General features: G+C 72.8%; 17 protein-coding genes. 11 read left to right on the forward strand and 6 right to left on the reverse strand.

Going from position 1 to position 16,465, the window contains the following annotated elements; all coding sequences use genetic code 11:
• The first annotated feature begins 64 nt into the window (after positions 1-64).
• From D1J63_RS15325 to rarD, 4 genes are all read left to right on the forward strand, one after another.
• Positions 65-2,002 carry a 2-oxoacid:acceptor oxidoreductase subunit alpha gene (locus D1J63_RS15325; protein WP_125629287.1) on the forward strand — a complete coding sequence of 646 codons (1,938 nt, stop codon included), beginning with the start codon at positions 65-67 and terminating at the stop codon, positions 2,000-2,002.
• Complete coding sequence (locus tag D1J63_RS15330) at positions 1,995-3,053, forward strand: 2-oxoacid:ferredoxin oxidoreductase subunit beta (protein ID WP_125629288.1); 1,059 nt, start codon at positions 1,995-1,997, stop codon at positions 3,051-3,053. The genes D1J63_RS15325 and D1J63_RS15330 overlap by 8 nt, the downstream gene beginning before the upstream one ends.
• A 167-nt stretch (positions 3,054-3,220) precedes the next feature.
• On the forward strand, positions 3,221-4,075 hold the full coding sequence (locus D1J63_RS15335) for an SDR family oxidoreductase (RefSeq protein ID WP_125629289.1): 855 nt from the start codon (positions 3,221-3,223) through the stop codon (positions 4,073-4,075).
• 136 nt (positions 4,076-4,211) lie between these two features.
• Complete coding sequence (gene rarD / locus D1J63_RS15340) at positions 4,212-5,282, forward strand: EamA family transporter RarD (RefSeq protein WP_125629290.1); 1,071 nt, start codon at positions 4,212-4,214, stop codon at positions 5,280-5,282.
• 18 nt (positions 5,283-5,300) lie between these two features.
• Here the strand turns inward: rarD and D1J63_RS15345 are convergent, their stop codons facing one another.
• Entirely contained in the window at positions 5,301-5,873 is a 573-nt protein-coding gene (locus tag D1J63_RS15345; protein ID WP_125629291.1) for a CGNR zinc finger domain-containing protein, read from the reverse strand.
• Between the two features lie 135 nt (positions 5,874-6,008).
• Here D1J63_RS15345 and D1J63_RS15350 point away from each other — a divergent pair, with 135 nt between their 5' ends.
• The gene (locus D1J63_RS15350) at positions 6,009-6,479 is read left to right on the forward strand and encodes a VOC family protein (protein ID WP_125629292.1); all 471 of its coding nucleotides are present in this window, start codon (positions 6,009-6,011) and stop codon (positions 6,477-6,479) included.
• 162 nt (positions 6,480-6,641) lie between these two features.
• Positions 6,642-7,595, forward strand: a complete 954-nt coding sequence (locus D1J63_RS15355) for a M28 family metallopeptidase (protein ID WP_125629293.1) — start codon at positions 6,642-6,644, stop codon at positions 7,593-7,595.
• A gap of 26 nt (positions 7,596-7,621) precedes the next feature.
• Here the strand turns inward: D1J63_RS15355 and D1J63_RS15360 are convergent, their stop codons facing one another.
• The 5 genes from D1J63_RS15360 to D1J63_RS15380 all read right to left on the reverse strand — a co-directional run bounded on the left by D1J63_RS15360 (position 7,622) and on the right by D1J63_RS15380 (position 12,847).
• A complete protein-coding gene (locus tag D1J63_RS15360) occupies positions 7,622-8,923 on the reverse strand; it encodes a tetratricopeptide repeat protein (RefSeq protein ID WP_164712848.1) in 1,302 nt (433 codons plus the stop codon).
• Positions 8,924-9,120: 197 nt separating this feature from the next.
• Entirely contained in the window at positions 9,121-9,603 is a 483-nt protein-coding gene (locus tag D1J63_RS15365) for a hypothetical protein (protein ID WP_125629294.1), read from the reverse strand.
• A gap of 175 nt (positions 9,604-9,778) precedes the next feature.
• Entirely contained in the window at positions 9,779-11,074 is a 1,296-nt protein-coding gene (locus D1J63_RS15370; protein WP_125629295.1) for a tetratricopeptide repeat protein, read from the reverse strand.
• A gap of 8 nt (positions 11,075-11,082) precedes the next feature.
• A complete protein-coding gene (locus D1J63_RS15375) occupies positions 11,083-11,784 on the reverse strand; it encodes a hypothetical protein (RefSeq protein ID WP_176154224.1) in 702 nt (233 codons plus the stop codon).
• A gap of 22 nt (positions 11,785-11,806) precedes the next feature.
• Positions 11,807-12,847: a peptidoglycan DD-metalloendopeptidase family protein gene (locus D1J63_RS15380; protein WP_125629296.1), complete on the reverse strand. Its 1,041-nt coding sequence runs from the start codon at positions 12,845-12,847 to the stop codon at positions 11,807-11,809.
• A gap of 185 nt (positions 12,848-13,032) precedes the next feature.
• Between D1J63_RS15380 and D1J63_RS15385 the strand changes: the two genes are divergently transcribed.
• The 5 genes from D1J63_RS15385 to D1J63_RS15405 all read left to right on the forward strand — a co-directional run bounded on the left by D1J63_RS15385 (position 13,033) and on the right by D1J63_RS15405 (position 16,438).
• The gene (locus D1J63_RS15385; RefSeq protein WP_233645940.1) at positions 13,033-13,563 is read left to right on the forward strand and encodes a DUF6668 family protein; all 531 of its coding nucleotides are present in this window, start codon (positions 13,033-13,035) and stop codon (positions 13,561-13,563) included.
• Positions 13,564-13,573: 10 nt separating this feature from the next.
• Positions 13,574-13,828, forward strand: a complete 255-nt coding sequence (locus D1J63_RS15390) for a hypothetical protein (RefSeq protein WP_125629297.1) — start codon at positions 13,574-13,576, stop codon at positions 13,826-13,828.
• 292 nt (positions 13,829-14,120) lie between these two features.
• Positions 14,121-14,420, forward strand: a complete 300-nt coding sequence (locus tag D1J63_RS15395) for a hypothetical protein (protein ID WP_061443122.1) — start codon at positions 14,121-14,123, stop codon at positions 14,418-14,420.
• Between the two features lie 34 nt (positions 14,421-14,454).
• Entirely contained in the window at positions 14,455-15,219 is a 765-nt protein-coding gene (locus D1J63_RS15400; protein WP_125629298.1) for a hypothetical protein, read from the forward strand.
• A gap of 1 nt (position 15,220) precedes the next feature.
• A complete protein-coding gene (locus D1J63_RS15405; RefSeq protein ID WP_125629299.1) occupies positions 15,221-16,438 on the forward strand; it encodes a hypothetical protein in 1,218 nt (405 codons plus the stop codon).
• The last annotated feature ends 27 nt before the right edge of the window (positions 16,439-16,465 follow it).

Below are 16,465 nucleotides of genomic sequence, written 5' to 3' on the forward strand. Positions count from 1 at the left end.
TTGATCCCGGGACGGTCGGTGGGAGACCAGTCCCCGGACAGCCGTCCCGAGGGAGGTCCAGTAAGTGACCAGCCAGGTCAGCAGCCCAGCGGAGCAGACCGACGGAACCGACGAGACCGTCGTGGGAGCGCAGCGCAAACCGGTCGGGGCGAAGGACGTCCGCCGGCTCGACCGGGTGATCATCCGGTTCGCGGGGGACTCGGGCGACGGGATGCAGCTCACCGGCGACCGTTTCACCTCGGAGACGGCGTCGTTCGGCAACGATCTTTCGACGCTGCCGAACTTCCCGGCCGAGATCCGGGCGCCCGCCGGCACCCTGCCGGGTGTCTCGTCCTTCCAGCTGCACTTCGCCGACCACGACATCCTCACGCCGGGCGACGCGCCCAACGTGCTGGTGGCGATGAATCCGGCCGCGCTGAAGGCGAACGTCGGCGATCTGCCGCGCGGCGCGGAGATCATCGTCAACACGGACGAGTTCACCAAGCGGGCGATGCAGAAGGTCGGCTACGACACCTCGCCGCTGGAGGACGGTTCTCTCGACGGCTACCGGTTGCATCCGGTGCCGTTGACGACCCTGACCGTCGAGGCGCTCACGGAGTTCGACCTCAGCCGCAAGGAGGCCGAGCGCTCCAAGAACATGTTCGCGCTCGGGCTGCTGAGCTGGATGTACCACCGGCCCACCGAGGGCACGGAGAAGTTCCTGAAGTCGAAGTTCGCGAAGAAGCCCGACATCGCCGCCGCCAACATCGCGGCCTACCGCGCGGGCTGGAACTTCGGTGAGACCACCGAGGACTTCGCGGTCTCCTACGAGGTGGCACCGGCGGCGACGGCGTTCCCGCCCGGCACCTACCGCAACATCTCCGGGAACCTGTCCCTGGCCTACGGCCTGATCGCCGCGTCCCGGCAGGCGGACCTGCCGCTGTTCCTGGGCTCGTACCCGATCACCCCGGCCTCCGACATCCTGCACGAGCTGAGCAGGCACAAGAACTTCGGCGTGCGCACCTTCCAGGCGGAGGACGAGATCGCCGGGATCGGCGCGGCGCTCGGCGCGGCCTTCGGCGGCTCGCTGGCGGTGACGACGACGAGCGGTCCCGGCGTGGCGCTCAAGAGCGAGACGATCGGGCTCGCCGTGTCGCTGGAGCTGCCGCTGCTGGTCGTGGACATCCAGCGCGGCGGTCCCTCCACCGGGCTGCCGACCAAGACGGAGCAGGCCGACCTGCTGCAGGCGATGTACGGGCGCAACGGCGAGGCGCCGGTGCCGGTGGTGGCCCCGCGCACCCCGGCCGACTGCTTCGACGCCGCCCTGGAGGCGGCCCGCATCGCCCTGACCTACCGCACGCCCGTCTTCCTCCTGTCCGACGGCTACCTCGCCAACGGCTCCGAGCCGTGGCGGATCCCCGAGCCGGACGAGCTGCCGGATCTGGCGGTGCGGTTCGCGCAGGGCCCCAACCACACCCTGGACGACGGCACCGAGGTGTTCTGGCCGTACAAGCGCGACCCGCAGACCCTCGCCCGGCCCTGGGCGGTGCCGGGCACCCCGGGTCTCGAGCACCGGATCGGCGGCATCGAGAAGCAGGACGGCACCGGGAACATCTCGTACGACCCGGCCAACCACGACTTCATGGTCCGCACCCGGCAGGCCAAGGTCGACGGCATCGCCGTCCCCGACCTGGAGGTCGACGACCCGGACGGCGCGCGCACCCTGGTGCTGGGCTGGGGCTCGACGTACGGGCCCATCACCGCGGCCGTGCGCCGGCTGCGCACCGCGGGTGAGGAGATCGCCCAGGCCCACCTGCGGCATCTCAACCCCTTCCCCGCCAATCTCGGCGCGGTGCTGCGGCGGTACGACAAGGTGGTGGTAACGGAGATGAACCTGGGCCAGCTCGCCACCCTGATCCGGGCGAAGTACCTGGTCGACGCCCAGTCGTACAACCAGGTCAACGGCATGCCGTTCAAGGCGGAACAGCTCGCCACGGTCCTGAAGGAGGCCATCGATGGCTGACGGCAACGCACTGCTCCAGCTCGTGCCGAAGGCCGAGGGCAAGCAGTCCATGAAGGACTTCAAGTCGGACCAGGAAGTGCGCTGGTGCCCCGGGTGCGGTGACTACGCCATCCTCGCCGCCGTGCAGGGCTTCATGCCCCAGCTCGGTCTGGCGAAGGAGAACATCGTCTTCGTCTCCGGCATCGGCTGCTCCTCCCGCTTCCCGTACTACATGAACACCTACGGGATGCACTCCATCCACGGCCGCGCCCCCGCCATCGCCACCGGTCTCGCCGCCTCGCGCCGGGACCTGAGCGTGTGGGTCGTCACCGGCGACGGCGACGCGCTCTCCATCGGCGGCAACCACCTGGTCCACGCCCTGCGGCGCAACGTCAACCTCAAGATCCTGCTGTTCAACAACCGGATCTACGGCCTGACGAAGGGCCAGTACTCCCCGACCTCCGAGGTCGGCAAGATCACCAAGTCGACGCCGATGGGGTCGCTGGACGCGCCGTTCAACCCGGTTTCGCTGGCCCTCGGCGCGGAGGCGTCCTTCGTCGCCCGGACCGTCGACTCGGACCGCAAGCACCTCACCGAGGTCCTGCGGCAGGCCGCCGAGCACCCGGGCACGGCCCTGATCGAGATCTACCAGAACTGCAACATCTTCAACGACGGCGCCTTCGAGGCCCTCAAGGACAGGGAGCAGGCCGAGGAGGCCGTGATCCGTCTGGAGCACGGGCAGCCGATCCGCTTCGGCACCGACGGGGCCAAGGGCGTCGTACGGGATCCGCGCACCGGTGATCTGGAGGTGGTCACCGTCACCGCGGACAACGAGGCGGACGTCCTGGTCCACGACGCCCACGCCGCGTCCCCGACCACGGCCTTCGCGCTCTCCCGCCTCGCCGACCCGAACACCCTGCACCACACGCCGATCGGCGTGCTGCGGTCGGTGGAGCGCCCGGTCTACGACACGCTCATGTCCGAGCAGCTCGACACCGCCGTCGAGAGAGACGGCAAGGGCGACCTCGCCGCGCTGCTCGCCGGCAACGACACCTGGACGGTCGTCGGCTGACCCAGCACCCGCCGTTCACAGCACGCCAGAGGGGCCCGGACGCATCCCGTCCGGGCCCCTCTGGCTTACGTAGAGGTAAGTACCTTACTTCAAAGTGTGCACTTTCATTCAGTTAGCGCAGCTCTTAGAGTTAGTGGCAACGCACCCCCACTAGGAGCACTGAAACCATGAGCATCGTCGTCACCGGAGCCACCGGACACCTCGGCCGCCACGTCGTGCGGCAGCTGCTGGAGAAGGTGCCGGCCGACCAGGTCACCGCGGTCGTCCGGGACCGCGACCGGGCCGCCGACCTCGCCGCCCTCGGGGTGCGGCTCGCGGTCGCCGACTACAACTCCCCCGAGACCTTCGACGGCCTGTTCGCGGCCGGCGACCGGGTCCTGCTGATCTCCGGCAACGAGTTCGACAAGGGCCGCGTGCGGCAGCACACGGTCGTGATCGACGCGGCGAAGAAGGCCGGCGTCGCCCTGCTCGCCTACACCAGCGCCCCCGAGAGCCTCAGGGCGGCGCTCGCCGACGACCACCGCGCCACCGAGGAGGTGCTGGTCGGCTCCGGCGTGCCGTACGTGCTGCTGCGCAACGGCTGGTACCACGAGAACTACACCGAGCAGCTCGCCCCGGTCCTGGAGCACGGCGCCGTCGTCCAGGCGGCCGGCGAGGGCCGCGTCTCCTCGGCCTCCCGCGCCGACTACGCGGCCGCCGCCGTCGCCGTACTGACCGGCGAGGGGCACGAGAACACCGCGTACGAGCTGGGCGGCGACGAGGCATGGAGCTTCGCCGAGTACGCCGCCGAGCTGAGCCGGCAGACGGGCAGGGAGATCGTCTACAACCCCGTCTCCGTCGAGGCCTACACCGGCATCCTGACTGGCGCCGGGCTGCCCGGACCGCTCGCGGACGTCTTCGCGGGCGTGGACGCCGCCATCGCCAAGGGCGAGCTGGTCGTCTCCACCGGCGACCTGTCCCGGCTGACCGGCCGCCCGACGACGCCGCTCGCCGAGGCGATCACCGCCGCACTCAAGGGCTGACCTCCGCCCTTCCCCTCCCACCCGCCTGTCATGACCGTATTGCGATACGGGCATGACAGGCGGCCGGGTGCGGCGCTACCTTCGTCCTGGCATGCCTCCCCGTCCCCGGCATGCCGTGTGCGAGAAGGAGGTGCCCGTGGCCGGGTCGTCCAGGAGCGAGCAGCGCATAGGCCTGCTGAACGGCATCGCGGCGTACGGGATGTGGGGGCTCGTCCCCCTGTTCTGGCCGCTGCTCAAGCCCGCCGGAGCCGGTGAGATCCTCGCCCACCGGATGGTGTGGTCCCTCGCCTTCGTCGCCGTCGCCCTGCTCTTCGTACGGCGCTGGGCCTGGGCCGGCGAGCTGCTGCGCCGGCCCCGCAGGCTCGCCCTGGTCGCGGTGGCCGCCGGGGTCATCACCGTCAACTGGGGCGTCTACATCTGGGCCGTGAACAGCGGCCACGTCGTCGAGGCCTCGCTCGGGTACTTCATCAACCCGCTGGTCACCATCGCGATGGGCGTGCTGCTGCTCAAGGAGCGGCTGCGGCCCGCGCAGTGGGCGGCGGTCGCCACCGGCTTCGCGGCCGTGCTCGTCCTCACCATCGGCTACGGGCAGCCGCCCTGGATCTCCCTCTGCCTCGCCTTCTCCTTCGCCACCTACGGACTGGTGAAGAAGAAGGTCAACCTCGGCGGCGTCGAGTCGCTCGCCGCCGAGACGGCGATCCAGTTCCTGCCGGCGCTCGGCTACCTGCTGTGGCTGGGTTCGCAGGGCGAGTCGACCTTCACCTCGGAGGGCCTCGGCCACTCGGCCCTGCTCGCCGCGACCGGCGTCGTCACCGCGATCCCCCTGGTCTGCTTCGGCGCGGCGGCGATCCGCGTGCCGCTGTCCACGCTGGGGCTGCTGCAGTATCTGGCGCCGGTCTTCCAGTTCGTGCTCGGCGTCCTGTACTTCGGTGAGGCCATGCCGCCCGAGCGCTGGGCCGGCTTCGGGCTGGTCTGGCTGGCGCTGACGCTGCTCACCTGGGACGCGCTGCGCACGGCTCGCCGGACCGCGCGGGCGCTGCGGGAGCAGCTGGACCGGACGGGCGCGGGCGTCGCGCCGGTCAAGGGGGACGCCGCCGCGCGCGAGCAGGGCGTCGTGGCCTCCGGAACCCCGGCACCTGTCTCCCCCGCCGCCCCGGATGCGTCGGACACGTCCGAGCAGCACGATGTCGGGGCGGCCAAGCCGTAGCTCCGTGCGGGTGCCGAATCAGCGCTTCTCCGGCGTCTGCCGCGCGCGGTGCGCCCGGACCTTCTCCCGGTTGCCGCAGTGTTCCATCGCGCACCAGCGGCGGCGTCCGGGGCGTGAGGTGTCGACGAAGAGCAGATAGCAGTTGTGGGCGCCGCACTCGCGGATGCGGTCCGCGTACGGACCGGTGAACAGCTCGATCGCGTCGCGCGCCACCGTGGACAGCAGGCGGGCGCCCGTGGCGCCCGGTGCCCAGCCGCGGGTGCCGTCCGGTTCGAGGCGGGTGACGAGCGGGGGCTCGGCCGCAGCGGCGTTGACGGCGTCCAGGTGGCCGGGGTGGAGCGGCCGTCCGTGGGCACGGTCGGCGGTGAGCAGGAAGAGGGCGTCGCGCAGGGTCCTGGCCCGTGCCACGTCCGTCCGGTCCACGGTCAGCTCCAGCCCGTCCGGCAGCCGGCTGCGCTCCGCCCAGGTCACCAGGTCGGCGGGCTCGTGCAGCACCTCCCAGCGCGCGAAGGCGCCGGGTCCTCCGGTCGTCAGCAGTTCGAGGCAGAGCGCGCCCGGGTCGAAGCGGTACGGCCTGCCCTCGTGGGACACGAGCGTCAGTCCGGGGGGACGCCCCGGGGCCGGGGCCGGGCCCGACGCTTCCGGCCGGTCCGCCCCCGCACGCCCTTCCGCCCGTTTCGGCGATTCCGCCACCCGCTCCCTCATGAAACCAGTATAAGTGGTTACATGACAACGACCTCAAGACCGAACCCCCTGCACTTCAAGATCGTCATCGACGCGGCCGCCCCGCACGCACAGGCGGACTTCTGGGCCGCGGCCCTCCACTACGACGTGGAGGACAACAGCGCGCTCATCGAGAAACTGCTGGGCTTCGGGGCGGTACCGGCGGAGCTGACCGTCGAGTCCCACGGCCGCCGCGCCTGGCGGGACCTCGCCGCCGTACGGCACCCCGACGACCCGGTCCAGGAGGAGAGCGGCACCGGGCTGGGACGGCGGCTGCTGTTCCAGCGCGTGCCGGAGGCCAAGACCGGCAAGAACCGGCTCCACCTCGACGTGCACGCGGCGGACGGGCGGCGCGAGGAGGAGGTCGCCCGGCTCCGGGCACTGGGGGCTAGCGTGCAGCGACAGGTGAAGGAACCGGGCGGGGAGTGGGTGGTGATGACGGACCCCGAGGGGAACGAGTTCTGCGTCCACTAGGGACCGGTGCCGTCCGAGGCGGGGCGGGAGGGCTCCGGTATGTGCGACTCCGTGGCCGAATAGCGGTCTTGACGGCGGGTCAGTCACGCCCGCACCATCCAGGCACCCCATTCACTGCGGAGTCCTCCCCCAGGGACCCCCTAGGAATTCGGAGCCCCCCACATGAAGCTCCTCCTTTCCGGGCGTGCACTGACGGCCGCCGCCGTCGCCGTCGCCACACTGGTGACCGGCGGTTCCGCCGCCGGCGCGGTGTCCGCGCCGGCGCACCCGGCGGCCGCCGCGGCGCCCGACATATCGCTCACCAACGTCAAGGCCCACCTGGCGCAACTGCAGTCGATCGCCACGGCGAACGGCGGGAATCGCGCCCACGGCCGCGCCGGCTACCAGGCCTCGCTCGACTACGTGAAGGCCAAGCTGGACGCCGCCGGGTTCACCACCCGCGTCCAGCGGTTCACCGCCTCCGGCCGCACCGGCTACAACCTGATAGCCGACTGGCCCGGTGGCGACGCGAACCAGGTTGTCATGGCCGGGTCACATCTGGACAGTGTCACCTCGGGGCCCGGCATCAACGACAACGGTTCCGGCTCCTCCGCGGTCCTGGAGACCGCGCTCGCCGTCGCCCGGTCCGGCTACCAGCCCGGCAAGCACCTGCGCTTCGCCTGGTGGGGCGCGGAGGAGCTGGGGCTCGTCGGCTCCCGCGCCTACGTCAACAGCCTCGGCTCCGCCGATCGCGCCAAGATCAGCGGCTATCTGAACTTCGACATGATCGGCTCCCCCAACCCCGGCTACTTCGTCTACGACGACGACCCCACGATCGAGCGGACGTTCAAGGACTACTTCGCCGGCCTCGGCATCGCCACGGAGATCGAGACCGAGGGCGACGGCCGCTCCGACCACGCGCCCTTCAAGAACGCGGGCGTCCCCGTGGGCGGCCTCTTCAGCGGCGCCGACTACCGCAAGACGTCCGCGCAGGCGGCCAAGTGGGGCGGCACCGTGGGCCAGCCCTTCGACCGCTGCTACCACTCGTCCTGCGACACGACCGCCAACATCGACGACACGGCGTTGGACCACAACAGCGACGCCATCGCGTACGCGGTCTGGGAACTGTCGCAGTAAGAACCGGCGGCCCCACCCGGGCCGGGTCAGCCCACCTGGGCGCCGGCGCGGGCTCGTTCGGTGAGGCGGCCCATGCGGGTGCGGGCGGACTCCAGTTCCTCGGGGTCCTCGGCGGCCGGGCCGTCCTCGGCGGCGAGTTCGCCCCACAGGCCGACCAGGTCGTGCCCCAGCTCCAGGCCCCGTGCGGGGTCGCGTACGCCGCGCCAGGCGGTCGCCGCGCTCTGCACGTTGCCGTACGCGGCCTCGGCGTCGCCCGAACGCCGGTGTATCCGGGCCAGCTCCAGGGAGAGCTCGAAGGCACGGTCCGGGTCGCCCGACAGGTAGGCGATGTACGCGGTGAGTTCGCGGAGCCGGAGTACCTCGGGGTGCTCCGGCCCCAGCGTGGCCGAGGCCTCCGTCACCGTCCGCTCCGCCAGCCGCGCCGCGGCCTCCGTACGGCCCTCCTTGACGGCCTCGTTGATACGGGCCGTCGGCTCCGCGAGCAGCGCGGGACTGGTGGCGTCGCCCGGCGCGGTGAGCGGCGCGTCCCCGAGCACGGCCTCGGCCACGGCGTCGAACCCGCGGGCGGGGGTGGGCTTGGGGTCCGGGTCGTAATAGGGGTCGGGTCGGGGGCCGAGGTCCGGGGCGGGGGCGGCTGCCGTCGACACGGGTGCGGGTGCGGGTGCGGAGTCGGCGGGCGGCTTCGGGCCGGCGGGCGGCCGGGTGACGGCGACCGGGCCGGGTACGGGCAGCGGCTCCGCCTCTTCCGGGGCGCCGGTCGTGGCGGCACCGTCCATGCGGGGCGGCGGCCCGAAGACGCCCGTCGGCGGTGCCACCGTGCCGGGTGGCGTGCCCCCGGCCGGTTCCGGCAGGGCGCGGAGCGTGAAGGTCGGCGCGCTGTCCGCGACCGGCGCCACCGAGCGCAGTATGCGGGTGCGCCGGTCCTGCCGTACGGGAGCCTCCTCGGGTTCCTCCGGGGTCGGGTCCGTCGGCAGCGGGCCCGTCGGCAGCGGGTCCGCCGGCACCGGGCCCGTCGGCACCGGGTCCGCGGCGAGGTGGCTGGAGCCGTCCGGGTCGACCCGGAGGGGGACGGAGTAGCCGACGCGCCGGTCGTGGATGGTGGCGAGGACGGGGTGGCCGGCGGCGAGGGCGAGGCGGTGGAGGCGGTTCAGGACGGCGTTCTGGATCTCCTCGCCCGGGGCCGCCACCACCAGTGCGCCGTCGACCGAGGCGCCGCGTACGCCGGGGCCGCCCTCCGGTACGCGGACGTCGATCGGCGTCGCCACGGAATCGGGCGAGCGCTCGGCGTGCTCGTGCTCCCGTTGGTTGTCGCTGCCGAGTCGAGACATCGCTCCCCCACTCATCGGCGGCTTCCGTCGGCGGTTTCCGTTCCCTGCCGTCCAGAGCCTGTCATGCCTGTCGTGCACCTACCGTCGAGTCTCTCCGCTCGCTCCCGGTTCTCACGTCACCGGGGTGTCACAGGCTCGTTCCAGGTGCGGGGAAGCCGTCGGCGGGCACGCCCCGCCCGTCGGCGGCTTCCCGGGCATCAGCGGCCGGACGGGCCCCGGCGGGCCGGGGACGGGGGCGCCGGTGCGGCCGGGCGCGGGGTACCGGCGGCCGTGCGGAGGGTGTTCGCACGGGCCGCGGAGAGGGCGGTGAGGTGGGCGGGCACGGTGGTGCCGAGACGGGCCGCCACGGCCTGGGGCATGCGCGCGGCCCTGGACAGGTCGCCCTGGACCTGCGACCGGAGCAGGGCGGTCTGCGCCAGCCGCGCGCCCTGCCGGTCCCCCGAGGCGGACACCCCCGCCGTGCTCACGACCGCGCGCACGCTCGCGGGCCGCACGGGGATCGGCGCGGCGCCCCGGGCAGGTGCCCCCGGCGCGCCGCCCGGCGAGCGCAGCGCCGCCGCCCGCGACGCACCGGGGTACGCCTCACCGCCGCCCGCCCCCGCACGTCCGTGCCGGGCCGGGCCGCCGCCCGGCGTGACGGTGCGCCAGCTCGCGGTGCCGGTCAGTTCGTTGAACGTCACCTCGACGCGCGGGCGCGGCGAGCGCCTCAGGGCGGCCTCCCGCCGAGGGCTCCGGTGCCGCTGCTCGGCGGGGACAGCGGCCGCCGGGCCGGGCCGCCCCGATGGGCCCTGTTGCGTGGAGGTCCCCCGCGGGGACGGCGTGCGGGGGCGGCCCCCGCCCGGGCCCGGAGCGGTGTCACCGGTCCTGCGCACGCGGTCCCTCCGTTTCGCTCCGGCCTTCGCCCACGCCGCGCGCCCGATCGGCGAGGCGGCCCATCCGGGCCCGGGCGGACTCCAGTTGGGAGGGGTCGGCCGCGGCGGCACCGCCTGCCGCGGCCATCGCGTCCCACAGCGAGATCAGTTCGTGTCCGAGGGCCAGCCCCAGTGCGGGGTCCCGCAGCGCCCGCCAGGCGGCCGCCGCGCTCATCACGTTGCCGAAGGCGCCCTGGTCGTCGCTGCCCCGCCGCACCCGTGCGAGCGCCATGGAGAGTACGAAGGAGCGGTGGGCGTCGCCGGCCAGGTAGGCGATGTAGGCCGCGAGTTCCCGCAGCTGCAGCACCTCCGGGTGCTCGGCGCCCAGCCGCTGCACCGCGGAGGCGATGGTCTGCTCCGCCATGGCCGCGGCCGACTCGATCCGGCCCATGCGCACGGCCTCGTTGATCCGCTGGACGGGCTCCGCCAGCAGGGACGGGCTCCTGACATCCGTCGACGCCGGGTCCACCGGTGCCGGGTCCAGTGGTGCCGTCCGCCCGGACGGCACCGCCTCGGACCGCACCTCGGACCGCACCGCCTCGGACCGCCCCTCCGGCCGGACCTCGGACCGCCCCTCCGGCCGGGCTTCCGGCCGCGTCTCGCCCCGCGCCGCCCCGGGCCGCGGGTCCGGCTTCGCCTCCGCCGCCGGGACCGGTGCCGTCGCCGGGCCCCGTTCGGGCTCCCGCGCCGCGGGAAGCGGTGCGCCGGGAGCCGGGTCCGGTACCGCGCGCAGGGCCCTCGTCGACTTGTCCCGGACGGGCTGCGCCGCCGCCGCGACGGCCCTGAGCGGCATGGTGGACGGTTGCTCGCGCACCACCGGGTGCTCGTCCGGCACGGCTGCGGCCGCCGGCGCGCCGACCGCCTGGGCGCGCTCGGAGACGTGCTCCTCGGCCACGGCCCGCGCGGCCGCCATCACGTCCCGGGGCAGGGGGACGGGCTCCCCGGCGAAGGCACTGGACCCGTCCGCCTCGACGCGGACCGGCGTGAGGTAGCCGATCCGCTCGTCGTGCACGGTGGCCGCGACGGCGTGACCGGTGGCGAGCACCAGGCGGTGGAGGTAGTCCAGCACGGCGCTCTGGACGCTCTCACCGGCGCCGGCGACGACCGGCAGGCCGCCCACGGTGGCTCTCCCGTCGGCCGTGACGTGCACCTCGATGGGCTTGAGTCCGGAGGCGGGCGCCTGCTCCCGTGCGGCCTGGTTCCTCCGCCGCTTGTTCTCGCTGCGACTGAATCTGGGCATCGGTTCCCTCACTGCCTGGGATCGTCGGACGGTGCACCGGCGGTCGCCGACGTGCTCGGCGAGGGTGGTCTCGCCGCCTCGACGACCGTCACGTCGTCCACCCGCCACGGCTTGCCGACGCCCGCGCGCACCAGCTTCACGTAGGCGTTGAGCCGGGGGCCGGTCCCCTCCCAGCCGTCCCGGCCGTGCGCGGTGCCGGACACGACCAGGGACCGGTAGGCGATCCGTTCCCCGTCCGGCGGGGCGTCGTCCTCGAGTTCGCTGCTCACGTCCACGGTGGTCCAGGCCCGGTGGCGGGCCCAGGTGATCCACTCGTTCCCGGGGCCGCCGGCGGGCCGGTACCCGCGCTCGGCCGCCGCCTTGCGCTCCGTGCACCACCGGATGCCGCGCAGCACCGCGTCCTGGGGACTCGTGTCGTACTCGGTGTCGTAGCCGTACGTCGTCTCGGCCCAGGCCGTGGAGACCGCCGTGGCGTCGTTGTCGTCGACGACGCCGGTGTCGGGCACGTGCGCGTCGGGCCCCAGCGGCTTTCCGGGCGGCACCGGCGCCTTCGGGGCGATGGACGGCTGCGCCGATCCGGTGCCCGCGCCCTGGGCGCCGGTCTCGCGGTGGTCGGACAGGCCGCACCCGGAGAGCAGGGCGAGGCCGGTGGCCACCGTGAGCGCGGTGGCCGCGGGCCCGCGCAGGGCCCGTGCGGAGCGTTTTCTCATCGTGTCCCCCTGGCCTGTGCCGTCACTTCAACCCCAGCCATGGTGCGGGATCGACGTAGTCGCCGTTCTGGATCACCTCGAAGTGCGCGTGCGGACCGGTCGAGTAGCCGGTGGAGCCCACCGCGCCGACCTGCTGGCCCACCTTGACGCGCTGTCCCACCGAGACGCTGAAGGCCGACATGTGGTTGTACGTGGTCGACACCTCCTTGCCGTCGATGGTTCCGTGCGAGATGACCACCCGGTTGCCGTAGCCGTTGGACCAGCCGGCGAAGGTGACCTTGCCGTCCCGCGCGGCGAGGAACGGCGTGCCCTGTGTCGCGCCGAAATCGATGCCGGTGTGCAGCTTGTTGACGTGCAGGATCGGGTGGAAGCGCATGCCGTAGGGCGAGGTGACGGGCGGGTTGCCGCGCAGCGGCATGGCCATCCGCTGCCCCGGCGGCACCTTGCCGGGCGGGTCGTCGACCGACTCGTACTTGGGTATCAGGGACTTGATGCGGGCGACGTAGTTGCGCGTCTCGGTGTACGGCGGGATGCCGTGGTACTGCTGGACGGCTCCGGGGCCCGCGTTGTAGGCGGCCAGCGCCAGGTCCAGCGTCTCGCCGGAGGCCTCGCCGCGCTTCTTGTAACCCTCCACCTGTTTGGCGAGCGCGCAGTCGTAGCGGCCCTGCGCCATGATCGCGTCGCCGGGATCGTAGGGCGACACGCGCCCGTTGCCGTCGTCGTCGCGGCCCCACGTCTTCCACGTGCCGGGCATGAACTGGGACAGGCCCTCGGCACCCACCGGGGACACCGCGTTCGGGTTCCAGCCGGACTCGGCCTCGATCTGGGCGGCCACGACGGCCGGCTTGATCACGTCGCACAGGGCGCCGGCCTTGAGCACCCACGGAACGTACTGCGCGGGCACGGCACCCCCCTTCAGGCCCCCGCCGACCCCGCTGCCCGCGCCGCCGCCCGCGGCACTCGAGCCGCCGCTGACCGCGACCATCATGATCACGGGTGTCAGCACCAGGGCGACCGAACCACCGATCACCCAGGCCGCCGCGCCTCCCCCGTTCTGCGACATCAACCCCCCTCGGGTCCAACTCCGGTCGTGAAAAGACTGCTTGAGTCTCCCCGTAGGCGATGCCCCGTCAGGTCACCGCTTCGTCACAGACTCGTCCCAGAGCCTCACAGGGTGTTATCAGCCACCCGGTCATCAGTGATGATCACACGGTGTTCCGCTGAACCGACACGGGGGGAGATTTGGCGGTGAGCAGCAACGCGCTGACAGGACCGGAGATTTGGACTCGCGGTCCCCTCGACGGGAGCACCCCGTCGCAGGACGTCGGCCCGGACCCCCGTGCGGCGCCCCCGGCCCGGCAGTTGGCCTGGGTCGGCGCGCACGGAGGAGCGGGCACGTCCACCCTCGCGGCCGTCCTCGGCGGCGTCGACGGCGGACGCACCTGGCCCCGGCCCGAGCAGGGGGAGCCCGACGGCGTACTGCTGGTCGGCCGCACCCACGCCGCCGGTCTGCAGGCGGTCTCCCGCGCCCTGGACGTGTTCCGGCGCGGGGACCAGCCGCCGGGCCTCGAACTCGTCGCCGTGGTCCTGGTCGCGGACGCGCCGGGACGCCTGCCCCGGTCGCTGCACCAGCGCATCAAGGTCATCGGCTCGGCGGCGGACGTGCACCGCGTGCCCTGGACGCCGGCGTGGCGCACCGGGGACCTGAACGCGCCGGCGCCCAAGGAGACGGCCGCACTGGCCGCCCTGCTGGCCGCCCCACCCGTACGCATGTCATGAGGAGTATCCGATGAGCACTGGAACGACGACCGTACTCGCCGTCGGTGCGGACGTCACCCGTGAACTCGACACGGTGCTGGGCTGGATGGCCTGGCTGGTCACCTGTGCCGGCGTCGCGGGACTGATCATCGTCGGGACCCGCATGGCGCTCGCCGTGAAGACGGGCGACGTGGAGGAGCACCTGCGGGAGTTCCTGATGGTGATGGGCGCCTGCGTCATCGGCGCCTCCGCGGGGCCGCTCGTGTCGTTCCTCCTGAACGGATGACCGGACGACGGGCCGCACGACGGCACTGACACCGACACCGTCACCAGCACCAGCACCAGCACCAGCACCAGCACCGAGTCGGCATCAAGTCGGCACCCCGGACGGGAACCTTCCCGTCTCGAATGCCACGTACATGTCACAGCGTGGTGCTGATTCGTCACACGACATGGCGCGACGCCACTGGGATCACAAGACTCACGTCGACGCCGCCGGCCGGCACCACTACCGGCCGAACCACAGCGAACAGCGTTCATCTGATCGGCCCTCAGGCCGACCGCATCGGGGAGAGAACATGTTGGACACGCTCGTCACCAAGGCACACCGGACCATAGTCCTGGCGGACGGTGACGTACCGAACCCCACCCGCGACGCCCCGGGCGCGCTCACCGGCAAGGTCGACACCGTGCTCGGCATCCTCGCCTGGGCCGGTACCGCGGCCGGTGTCGCCGGTGTGCTGATCACCGGCGCCATGATGGCCATCTCCATGCGCCGCGGCGAGGGTTCCGAGCACATGGGCCGCCTCGGCATGGTGCTGGGCGGCTGTGTCCTGGTGGCCACCGCCGGCCCCGTCGTCACCTTCGTCTTCGGCTGACGCGCCCCGCGTCCCAACAGAGAGAAGTACCGACATGGTGAACCCCGGTCGATCCCGAGGGGGCAGCGGGGAGTGGGAGAAGCCCTTCTGGCAGCAGCGGGGCTGGATCCTGTCGGCCGGGTTCCTGGCGACGCTGCTGGTCATCGGTCTGATCGCGCTGATGAGCGGCGGCGGCTCGTCGGACCGCGCCGACGGCGGTCCGACGCCGCCGCCGGCCACCCCCACGCCGAGCGGCAGCGCGAAGCCGGATGCCCGGCCCGCGGGCTGCCGCACCGACGACAGCGACCAGACCAAGCCGACGGCCGTTCCCGAGGACTTCGAGTGGAAGGCCAACGGAACGGGCCTCGTCCCGGTCTCCAAGTCGGCCGGGCCGCGCACCTACGACGGCCCCGTCTGGTCCTGCTACGCACACACCCCGATGGGTGCGGTGCTCGCCGCCCAGGCCATCACGGACCACTTCAGCTATCCGGGCTGGCGTGACGTGATGAAGCGGCAGGTCGTCCCCGGCCCGGGCCGCGACGCGCTGGTCTCCAGCCGCTCGCAGGAGGAGGACAAGCCCACCTCGGGCAAGGCCGACGTTGGTGGCTACGCGGGCTTCTCGATCCTGGCGTACGACAAGGAAGAGGCGACAGTGATGCTCCTGCTCCGCGGACCCAACGCGGGTGTGTACGGCACGGCCTCTGTCACCGTGCGGTGGCACGAGGGCGACTGGAAGATCGTGCCCGGTGCCGACGGTTCGGTGTACTCCGGCATGGCGCAGGTGAGTGGCACCCAGGGCTTCGTCACCTGGGAGGCCTGACATGGCCTGTACCTGGAAGGTCTACGACTGTGTGGGCGAGGGCCTGGAGTGGGGCCTCGGCGAGATCGGCGAGGGCGTCACCAGCGGAGCCGTCGAGGTGTTCGCCAAGGCCATCGGCGAGGCCGCGTCCGAAGTGCTCAAGTCGCTCAACGGCGTGTGGCTGGGCATCAAGGCCGGCGAGACCGGCGGACCCATCAACACCATTCAGGGCGAGCTCAACTGGCTGGTCGGCTACGTGGCCGTGGCCTCGCTGCTGATGGCGGCGATACGGATGGCCCTGGACCGCCGGGGCCAGTCCATGAAGGTCGCCTTCATGGGCATGTGGAAGGTACTCCTCGCCGGGGCCATCGCGGTCCCGGCGGCCGGGGCGCTGATGCGGGCCTCGGACGCCTACGCCGAGGAGGTCTACGCCAAGTCGGACCTGGGCGGCCAGGCATCCGAGATGCTCGGCGTGATGACCCTGGGCCAGCCCGGTCTCGTGCTGGTCTTCGGCCTGCTCGTGATGCTGTCGGCGTTCGTCCAGATCGTCCTGATGTACATCCGCATCGGCGTCATGATCATGCTGATCGGCACCCTGCCGCTGGCCGCGTCCGCCTCCATGACCGGGTGGGGGGAGGGCTGGTGGAAGAAGCACGTCGGCTGGCTGGCCGCCTGGCTGCTCTACAAACCCGCCGCCGCGCTCATCATCTTCTCGGCGACGGCGATGACCCAGGACGCCAGGGGCACCAAGGACCTCACCCGGACCATCGCCGGCATGGGCATGCTGATCCTGGCGGTCTTCGCCCTGCCCGCGCTGCTCAAGCTCATCGTCCCGGCCACCGCGGCACTCGGCGGCACCTCCGGCGGCACGGTCGCCCTCAACGCCGTCAACAACCTCGCGAGCGGCGCCGTGAGCATCGCGGGCGGATCCGCCGGTGGAGGCGGGGGCGGGGGTGGCGGCGGAGGCTCGTCCGCCGCCCCGCAGGGTTCCCCGTCCGCCGGGGCCGGAGCGGGCGGTGGCGGAGCCGGAGCAGGAGGCGGCGCCGGAGCCGGGGGCGCGGGTGGCGCCGCGGGAGGTGCCGGAGGCGCCGCGGGAGGCGCGGCTGCCGGAGCCGCCACCGGCGGAGTGGCGCTGGCCGCGCAGGCCGCCGCGGTCGTCGTGCAGACCCAGGTCGCCGCAGCCTCGGAGGTCGTCAACTCCCTGGACGACAACGACGGGATGAAGGGCCACAACCAGTAGCCGCCCGGCGGCGCGGGGGCCGGGCCG

Origin of the sequence: Streptomyces sp. KPB2, from assembly GCF_003950055.1 — a bacterium.
Lineage (GTDB): Bacteria > Actinomycetota > Actinomycetes > Streptomycetales > Streptomycetaceae > Streptomyces > Streptomyces salinarius.